This window comes from Streptomyces sp. NPDC057428 (genome assembly GCF_042803195.1).
In the GTDB taxonomy this organism is placed as follows: Bacteria; Actinomycetota; Actinomycetes; order Streptomycetales; family Streptomycetaceae; genus Streptomyces.
The window spans coordinates 1-7,777 of record NZ_JBHVCT010000155.1 but is presented as its reverse complement, the minus strand read 5'-3'; the positions used below and the strand labels follow the sequence as shown (position 1 = coordinate 7,777).

The 7,777-nt window shown below is 71.8% G+C and carries 7 protein-coding genes; 2 read left to right on the top strand and 5 right to left on the bottom strand.

Annotated elements, in window-relative coordinates; translation table 11 throughout:
- Nucleotides 1–192: 192 nt before the first annotated feature.
- A complete protein-coding gene (locus tag ACFU5K_RS30595) occupies nt 193–1,791 on the top strand; it encodes an MDR family MFS transporter (protein ID WP_384067609.1) in 1,599 nt (532 codons plus the stop codon).
- A 123-nt stretch (nt 1,792–1,914) separates the two neighbouring features.
- Here ACFU5K_RS30595 and cseC read toward each other — a convergent pair whose 3' ends face one another.
- The 5 genes from cseC to ACFU5K_RS30570 form a co-directional block, all read right to left on the bottom strand.
- The gene (cseC, locus tag ACFU5K_RS30590; protein WP_384067606.1) at nt 1,915–3,237 is read right to left on the bottom strand and encodes a two-component system sensor histidine kinase CseC; all 1,323 of its coding nucleotides are present in this window, start codon (nt 3,235–3,237) and stop codon (nt 1,915–1,917) included.
- Nucleotides 3,234–3,944: a two-component system response regulator CseB gene (cseB, locus tag ACFU5K_RS30585; protein WP_384067603.1), complete on the bottom strand. Its 711-nt coding sequence runs from the start codon at nt 3,942–3,944 to the stop codon at nt 3,234–3,236. The genes cseC and cseB overlap by 4 nt, the downstream gene beginning before the upstream one ends.
- 11 nt (nt 3,945–3,955) lie before the next feature.
- Nucleotides 3,956–4,654 carry a hypothetical protein gene (locus ACFU5K_RS30580; protein ID WP_384067601.1) on the bottom strand — a complete coding sequence of 233 codons (699 nt, stop codon included), beginning with the start codon at nt 4,652–4,654 and terminating at the stop codon, nt 3,956–3,958.
- Nucleotides 4,642–5,232 carry a SigE family RNA polymerase sigma factor gene (locus tag ACFU5K_RS30575; RefSeq protein WP_384067598.1) on the bottom strand — a complete coding sequence of 197 codons (591 nt, stop codon included), beginning with the start codon at nt 5,230–5,232 and terminating at the stop codon, nt 4,642–4,644. Before ACFU5K_RS30575 ends, ACFU5K_RS30580 begins: the two co-directional genes overlap by 13 nt.
- Before the next feature lie 180 nt (nt 5,233–5,412).
- Nucleotides 5,413–6,315: an A/G-specific adenine glycosylase gene (locus tag ACFU5K_RS30570; RefSeq protein WP_384067596.1), complete on the bottom strand. Its 903-nt coding sequence runs from the start codon at nt 6,313–6,315 to the stop codon at nt 5,413–5,415.
- 260 nt (nt 6,316–6,575) lie between these two features.
- On the opposite strand from ACFU5K_RS30570, the gene ACFU5K_RS30565 reads away from it, so the two are divergent.
- Nucleotides 6,576–7,400 carry a hypothetical protein gene (locus ACFU5K_RS30565; RefSeq protein ID WP_384067612.1) on the top strand — a complete coding sequence of 275 codons (825 nt, stop codon included), beginning with the start codon at nt 6,576–6,578 and terminating at the stop codon, nt 7,398–7,400.
- Nucleotides 7,401–7,777 lie beyond the last annotated feature (377 nt).

Here is a 7,777-nt window from a genome sequence, read left to right as displayed (position 1 = left end):
ACCCTCCTGGCCACCTGGACCGGCGCCTGCTCGATATGCGGCCAACCCGCACCAACCCCCGAACCACACCACAGGATCTAACAAAGCCCTACTAGTTACGGGTCTACTTTTCCTCAGTCTAGCCAACTAGCCGGGCGGCAAGTAAGTGTCGGGTCGGCGGACCGGGCACAAGGGGATCAGGGGAAAGAGAACATGGCGGAACTGAAGAGGGCGGCGGCCGGTCCGGCCGAACCGCAGGCGCGGAGCGTCAGGGTGGTGGTACTCGCCCTCATGATCACGATGCTGCTGGCCATGCTCGACAACCTGATGGTCGGCACCGCGATGCCGACCATCGTCGGCGACCTGGGCGGACTGGAACACCTGTCCTGGGTGGTGACGGCCTACACCCTGGCCACCGCGGCCTCCACGCCGATCTGGGGCAAGCTCGGCGACATGTACGGGCGCAAGGGAATCTTCCTGACGTCCATCGTGATCTTCCTGATCGGCTCGGTGCTGAGCGGCATGGCCCAGGACATGGGCCAGCTGATCGGCTTCCGCGCGGTCCAGGGCCTCGGCGCGGGCGGTCTGATGGTCGGCGTCATGGCGATCCTCGGCGACCTGGTGCCCCCGCGCGAGCGTGGGAAGTACCAGGGCATGATGGCCGGCGTGATGGCGATCGCCATGATCGGCGGACCCCTGGTCGGCGGCACCATCACCGACCACCTGGGCTGGCGCTGGAGCTTCTACATCAACATCCCGCTCGGCGTGCTCGCGCTGGCGATGGTGACCGCCGTGCTGCACCTGCCCCGCAGGGAACGCGGGAAGTCCAGGGTCGACTACCTGGGCGCGGCGCTCCTCACCGTGGGAATCACCGCGATCGTGCTGGTCACCACCTGGGGCGGTACGGAGTACGCCTGGGGATCGGCCGTGATCACGGAGCTCGTCGCACTCGGCGTGGCCTCCCTCGTCGGTTTCGTCTTCGTCGAGACGAAGGCCGCCGAGCCGGTGATCCCGCTGCACATCTTCCGCAGCCTCAACTTCACCCTCATGTCGGTCGTCGGGTTCATGGCCGGCTTCGTGATGTTCGGAGCGGTGCTCTTCCTGCCGCTGTTCCAGCAGTCGGTGCAGGGCGCGTCCGCGACCAACTCCGGACTGCTGCTCCTGCCGATGCTGCTCTCGATGATGGTCGTCTCGCTGATCGCCGGCCGGGTCACCACCGGCACCGGGAAGTACAAGGTCTTCCCGATCCTGGGCAGCGTCCTGATGGTCGTCGGCCTGTTCCTGCTGGCCTCCATGGACACCGGCACCACGCGTCTCACCTCCGGCGTCTACATGGCGGTGCTCGGCGCGGGCATGGGCTTCCTGATGCAGATCACGATGCTCGTCGCGCAGAACAGCGTCGAACTAAGGGACATGGGCGTCGCCTCGTCCGCCACCACCCTGTTCCGTACGCTCGGCAGCTCCTTCGGAGTGGCGATCATGGGCGCCCTGTTCACCGGCCGGGTCGAGGACGAGATGGCACAGCGCGGCGGCGCCGCGGCGACGGGGATGTCGGCGCAGCTGGACGCGGCGAGCCTGGCGAAGCTCCCGGACCCGGTGCGGGAGGCGTACGAGTACGCCGTCGCCTCGGGGACCCACATCGCCTTTCTCGTGGGTGGCTCGGTCGCGGTGATCGCCCTGGTGGCATCGCTGTTCGTCAAGGAGGTCCCGCTGCGGGGCACCGTCAAGCCGCAGGAGGCGGAGGCCGTGGGCTCCCCGGAGGCCGAGGGCACGGCGCTGCCCGCGGGGACCAAGGAGTCGCAGGCCGTCTGAGCACCCGCACCCGACGGGCCCCGGAGGCACGACGCCTCCGGGGCCCGTCGCGTCGTGCGACCCGGTCTCCGGGCGTGCTCGTCCCCCCGGCGATGCGGGCGGAGGACCGCGCCGCCCGTGCCCTCAGTCCGTGCCGCCCTGAAGCAGCATGGGGAAGCTCCCGGTGTTCGTCGGCGCGTGTTCCGGCAGCCACAGCACGGCGACCGCCCCCGTGCCCTCGGTGCTCCCGGCCGGTCCCGCGTTGCGGAAGGTCAGCCGGGCACCGAGGACCCGCGCCTGTCCTGCCGCGATGGTCAGGCCGAGCCCGTGGCCCCGCCCGGACCGGTCGGTGCTCCCGGTGCGGAACCTGCTCGGCCCTTCCCGCAGCAGGGCCTCGGGGAATCCCGGCCCGTGGTCACGGACCCGCACCACCCGGCCCTCGACCGTGACCTCGACCGGGCCCGCGCCGTGCTTGGCCGCGTTGCCCAGGAGATTGCCCAGGATCCGCTCCAGCCGCCGCGGGTCCGTCGACACCTGGGACTCGTGCAGCACCCGCACCGTGATCTCCGGATCCAGCAGCCCGATCCGGCGGCCCACGAACTCGCCCAGCCGCAGCTCCTGCAGTTCGGCCCGCTCCGAGGCGCTGTCGAGCCTCGCCACCTCCAGGACGTCCTCGACCAGTGTGCGCATCGCCTGGGCCCGGTCCCGTACGAGCTCCGTCGGCCGGCCGGGGGGCAGCAGTTCGGCGGCGGTGAGGAGCCCGGTCACCGGGGTGCGCAGCTCGTGGGCGATGTCGGCGGTGACCCGACGTTCGGCCTCGATCCGCTCGTTCAGCGCGTCGGTGAGCGCGTCCACGGCACGGGCCAGCTCGTCCGTCTCGTCCCGTACGACGCCGCCGACGGCCTCCCGGACGCGTACCTCCGTGTTGCCCTGGGCGACCTTGCCCGCCGCTGCCGCCGCCTTGCGCAGACGCCGCGACAGCTGGCCCCCGATGAGCACCCCCAGCGCGCAGCCGCCGAAGACGACCGAGACCGAGCCGATGACCAGGGCTCGGTCCAGGTCGCCCATGACAGTGGCGTTGCGGTCGGCGAAGCGGGTGTGCAGGGACAGGACGTCGCCGTTGGCCAGCGGTACGGCCGCCCAGACATCGGGCACCCCGTCCGCGTACTCGTCGACGTGGGTGGCGCGCCGGTTGTCCCGGGTCCTCTCGCGCAGACTCTTCGGCAGCGCCGGGTCGTTGATCTTGGCACCGAACTTCGGGGACGGCTTCTGCGTGTTCGTCGCCTCGTAGAGCCGCTCGGCGAACAGCAGCCGCTCCAGCTGCACCTCGCGCGCGTTCTCCAGCATCGAGGCGCGGGCGGCGTTGTGGACGACGAGGCTCAGGGCCAGCGCGATGAGCGCGCCCACGGCCGCGATCGCGATGCTGATCTTCCAGCGGACACCGGTCCGCAGCGCCCGCCGCCTCATGCGCGGAGTTTGTAGCCGAAGCCGCGGACGGTCTCGATCCGGTCCTGCCCGATCTTGGTCCGCAGCCGTTGGACGTGGACGTCGACGACCCGGGTGTCCCCACCCCAGCCGTAGTCCCAGACCCGCTCCAGGAGCCTGTCCCGGGACAGCACGGTGCCCGGCGCCGAGGAGAACTCCAGCAGCAGCCGCATCTCGGTCGGGGTCAGGCCCACGTGGTCGCCCCCACGGCGTACCTCCATGCCTTCGGTGTCGATCTCCACGTCACCGAAGACCAGCAGCACGCCGTCCGCCTCGTCCGGAGCCCCGTCGCCGGGCGAGGAACCGTGGGGGCCGGCCGCGTGGCCGAAGCGCCTCAGCACCGCGCGGATGCGCGCGACGAGCACCGCCCCGTCGAACGGTTTCGTGACGTAGTCGTCGGCTCCGGCCTCCAGGCCGAGCACCACGTCGATCGCGTCGGCGCGCGCCGACAGCATGATCACCGGCACGGCCGACTCGTCGCGGATGCGGCGGCACAGGCTGACGCCGTCCAGCCCCGGCACCATCACGTCCAGCAGCGCGATGTCCGGACGGTCCGCCCGGAAGGCCTCCAGACCCAGAAGGCCGTCGGGCACAGCGGTGACCGTGAAGCCGACCCGCTCCAGGGCGAGCTGGGTGGCTTCACGGATGACGTCGTCGTCCTCGACGAACAGGACATGGGTCTCGGCCATGGGGGCGGCTCTCAGTTCTTCGCCGTCGGCGGTACGGGAAGGGTGCCCTCCTCGTTGCCGACGGCCCGGTTGAAGTCGTTGTGCACCCGGTCGGTCTCGGTGAACCGGTCGGCCGCCCAGCGGTACGTGACGATGTCCTCGCCGGAGGGGTACGCTACCGAGTCCTTCGGGCCGTACACCTGGGTCGTCACCACAAGGTCCCCCCGGTCGATGGTGCCGTACACGGCGGGCGTCTCGGCGGCGAAGACGTTGCCGTACGAACCGTCGGCCCGCTGCCGGTAGACGTAGGTGCCCACGCCCACCGAGTCACCGCAGGTCATCACGTTGACCACGACGTCGGCCGCCGGGCCGTCGGTGAGCGTGCCGTACGAGGTGTCGATCGGGTACTCGTCGCCGGTGCAGGGCTTGAGGTCGTCCTTGAACCGCCGGCTGACCTTGGGGTCCGCCTCCACCAGCTTCACCGGGTCGATACGCGGCGCGGGCTTCGCCGTCCCGGCGGGGACGGCGCTCGGCGCCGAGGCCCGGGTGACCGGCCGGGTGCCCGCGGGGCCCTCGTCACGGGTCCCGGTGCCGCCGGTGGAACAGCCGGCGCACAACAGCGTGAAGGCGGCGAGCCCGGCGAACGCCGTGCTCCCCGCCGCGAGGGCGGCGCCGGGCCTGCGGCCCGGGCCCGCCGTCCTGCCGCTGCCTCTGCCGTTCAGGCCGCGCACCGCTCCCGCTCCCGCTCCCGCTCGTCGTGACGCCGGTACCGTTGCGTGGGTATCCGCGCGAGTACGCCCTCGGCCTCACGGCTGCGTGCCGCGCGGTCCTCCAGCTCCTGACGCAGGCGCGCCAACGCGCGGTGCAGCGTGCTCTTCACCGTGCCGGCCGACATACCGAGGGCCGCGGCCGTCTCTTCCGTGCTCATCTGCTCCCAGTGTCGCAGCACGACGACGCTGCGCTGCTTCGGAGCCAGCACACCGAGGACGTCCATGAGCAGGGCACGGTCGGCGCGCTGCTCGGCACCGTCGTCGACGCTCGCGTCGGGGAGCTGCTCGGTGGGGACCTCGTCGAGCTTGCGGGCCCGCCACCACTCCGTACGCGTGTTGATCATGACGCGGCGCAGATAGGCGTCGGCCAGGGACTTGTCTGCGATGCCGTCCCAGCGGCCGTAGGTGCGGGCCAGGGCGGTCTGCAGCAGGTCCTGCGCGTCCACGGGATCCGGCACGAGCCGGCGGGCACTGCGCAGCAGCGCGTCCTGCCTGGTCCGCACGTACTCCTCGAATCCGAGCACCTCGCCCTGCGCCATAACAACCGCCTCCGTCCCCGTGGAACCCCGTTTACCGCCACCGGCCAGGTGTCACTGCCGACGTCCGGTGACGTTACGGAGGCGTTGTCACGGGGTTGTGCGGAGCGGCCGTAGGCGGACGCACGGCTGCCCATCGGTTGTGTAACAGCCGATGGGCAGCCGTGCGTCCGGGTGTGTGGGTCAGGTCAGGGGCAGCCGGTACCGGCCGTTCGCCAGCGGCTCGACGAGGCCGTCGGCGACGAGCCCGTCCAGGGCCCGCGCCCGCTGCACGGGCTCCTCCCACACCGAGTCCAGCGCGGACTGCGGCACCGGGGTGACCGCCTCACGCAGGACCGCGAGGAGCCGTCCCCGCACCTGCCGGTCCGTACCGGCGTAGGTCTGGCCGCGGCGGGGCGGTCCCTGGTGTGCGGGCTTCCCGGCCAGACGCCAGGCGCACTGCTGCGCGATGGGGCAGCGGGTGCAGTCCTCGTTCTTCGCGGTGCACACGAGTGCGCCGAGCTCCATCGTGGCCGCCGCCCAGCGCGCGGCGCGCTCGTCCTCCTCGGGGAGCAGCGCGCGGGCCAGCTTGCGCTCCGCCGCGGTGGTGGCGTTGGGCGGGTACTGGATGCCGGAGGCGGCCCTGGCGAACACCCTGCGGACGTTGGTGTCCAGCACCGCGTGACGCTGCCCGTACGCGAACGAGGCCACGGCCGCGGCCGTGTACTCACCGATACCGGGCAGTGCGAGCAACTGGCCGTGCTCACTCGGCACGTCCCCGCCGTGGCGTTCCGTTATCGCCTGCGCGGCCCCGTGCAGGCGCAGCGCGCGCCGGGGGTAGCCGAGCCGGCCCCAGGCGCGGACGGCTTCGCCCGGGGCGTCCGCGGCCAGGTCGGCGGGGCGCGGCCAGCGGGCCACCCACTGTTCGTAGACCGGGAGGACGCGGTTCACCGGGGTCTGCTGCAGCATGAATTCGCTCACCATCACGCCCCAGGCACCCGCTTCGGGGCGGCGCCAGGGCAGATCGCGGGCGTGCTGCTCGAACCACCCGATGACGGGCGTGTGGAGGGAGGCGGGGGGCGTCTGTGTCGAAGTCGTGGCAGTCATCGCACCCACGATCCTGGCACGGAAGGGGGGATCCCGGCGCACGCTACGGGGGTGTCGCCCCGGCCGTCGGCCCACGGGGTGATAACGCCACCCGTTCTGTCCCTTCGTACGGTGCGGACGAAGTCCGAGACGGTGCAAAGCGGCTGGAAGCACCCAGAACGGCCGGACCGTGATGATGATCCGGAAAACTTGTCGATCAGAGCGGCGGTTGGGGGCCGGAGTTGGCCGGGATCTCTCGTACAGTTCGGTCCGTGGGTTCTATGCGCAATCCGGTCGGGCCGCTTCCCTCCAGCATCTATTGGCGTCGGAGAGCAGTAGCGGTGCTCCTGATCGCGCTGCTCGCGGCCCTGGCCGCATGGGCCGTCACCCGGGGTGGCGGCGGCGGACCGGGCAGGGACGACGGCAAGCCGGGTGGCAAGAACCCCGCGCCGTCCATCACCCCCGGACCTTCGGGGTCCGGCCCGGTGGTCGGCCAACCTCCCGGCGGGCGCGACGAGTCGGGGGGCAACGGCACCGGCACGGACGGCGGCTCCGCGGGGGGCGGCGGGGGTGCCGGGGCCGGCGGCGAGCCGGGATCAGCCGGCGAGGGCGGATCCACGGCATCGGGAGGTGCGGCGGCAGCGGGTTCGAGCACCGGCGCGGACGCCGGGAGCACGGGCCAACAGGTGCCCGCGAGTTCCTCGCTCCCCAACTGCAAGCCTGCGGCACTGCAGTTGAGTGTGAAGACGGACAACAGCTTCGGTCCCGACGACAGGCCGCGCTTCCGGCTCACCGCCAGGAACACCTCGGCCGCGGACTGCAAGGCCGACTTCGGCCCGAAGAACGCGGTGCTCACGATCACGGAGGCGGGAGAGGACGACGAACAGCTGTGGTCGTCCCAGGACTGCCCGCGTTCCGGCGCGCTCTTCCTGAGGATCCCCGCAGGAGCGACGGTCGTCCACACCGTGGAGTGGGACCGCAGGAGGAGCGCGCCCAAGTGCGCCACACCGCCTCCCGGCTCTGCGGCCCCCGGGACATATCTGCTGGAGGCCAGGATCCCCGGCGAGAGCGTGCAGCGGGCGTCGTTCGTCCTGGCCAAGGACTGACGACTCCGCGGGCCGGACGGGTACGGGCGCCCGAAGGAGCCGCGGCCGGCCCGCTCCGGGAAGGCCGTCGTGGGCACCGGCGACGCACCCGGTCACACGCCCTCCGTCAGGGCGCGGACTGCGGAAGAGACGGTGGAGCGGAGGGCCTCGGTCCCGGCCGGCAGCGGTCATGGTGAGCCCGGGGACGGACACAGGACCGGCCCCGCTCCACCGGAGCAGGGCCGGGATCCGGCAGGCTCCACGGAGCAGGGCCGGATCCCGGCACGCTCGGTGCAGCCCTCAGACCCGAATCCGCAGGTAGTGGCGTGCTCGTGGGTCGTCAGCGGTCAACTTGCTTGATGCGGGGTGTTGTTGGGTTTCCGGCGTGTTGGTGTTCT

What these genes read in the sequence shown, in the direction of transcription:
- ACFU5K_RS30595 (WP_384067609.1), top strand. Translation starts at nt 193, where the DNA reads ATGGCGGAACTGAAGAGGGCGGCGGCCGGTCCGGCCGAACCGCAGGCG.
- cseC (WP_384067606.1), bottom strand. Translation starts at nt 3,237, where the DNA reads ATGAGGCGGCGGGCGCTGCGGACCGGTGTCCGCTGGAAGATCAGCATC.
- cseB (WP_384067603.1), bottom strand. Translation starts at nt 3,944, where the DNA reads ATGGCCGAGACCCATGTCCTGTTCGTCGAGGACGACGACGTCATCCGT.
- ACFU5K_RS30575 (WP_384067598.1), bottom strand. Translation starts at nt 5,232, where the DNA reads ATGGCGCAGGGCGAGGTGCTCGGATTCGAGGAGTACGTGCGGACCAGG.
- ACFU5K_RS30570 (WP_384067596.1), bottom strand. Translation starts at nt 6,315, where the DNA reads ATGACTGCCACGACTTCGACACAGACGCCCCCCGCCTCCCTCCACACG.
- ACFU5K_RS30565 (WP_384067612.1), top strand. Translation starts at nt 6,576, where the DNA reads ATGCGCAATCCGGTCGGGCCGCTTCCCTCCAGCATCTATTGGCGTCGG.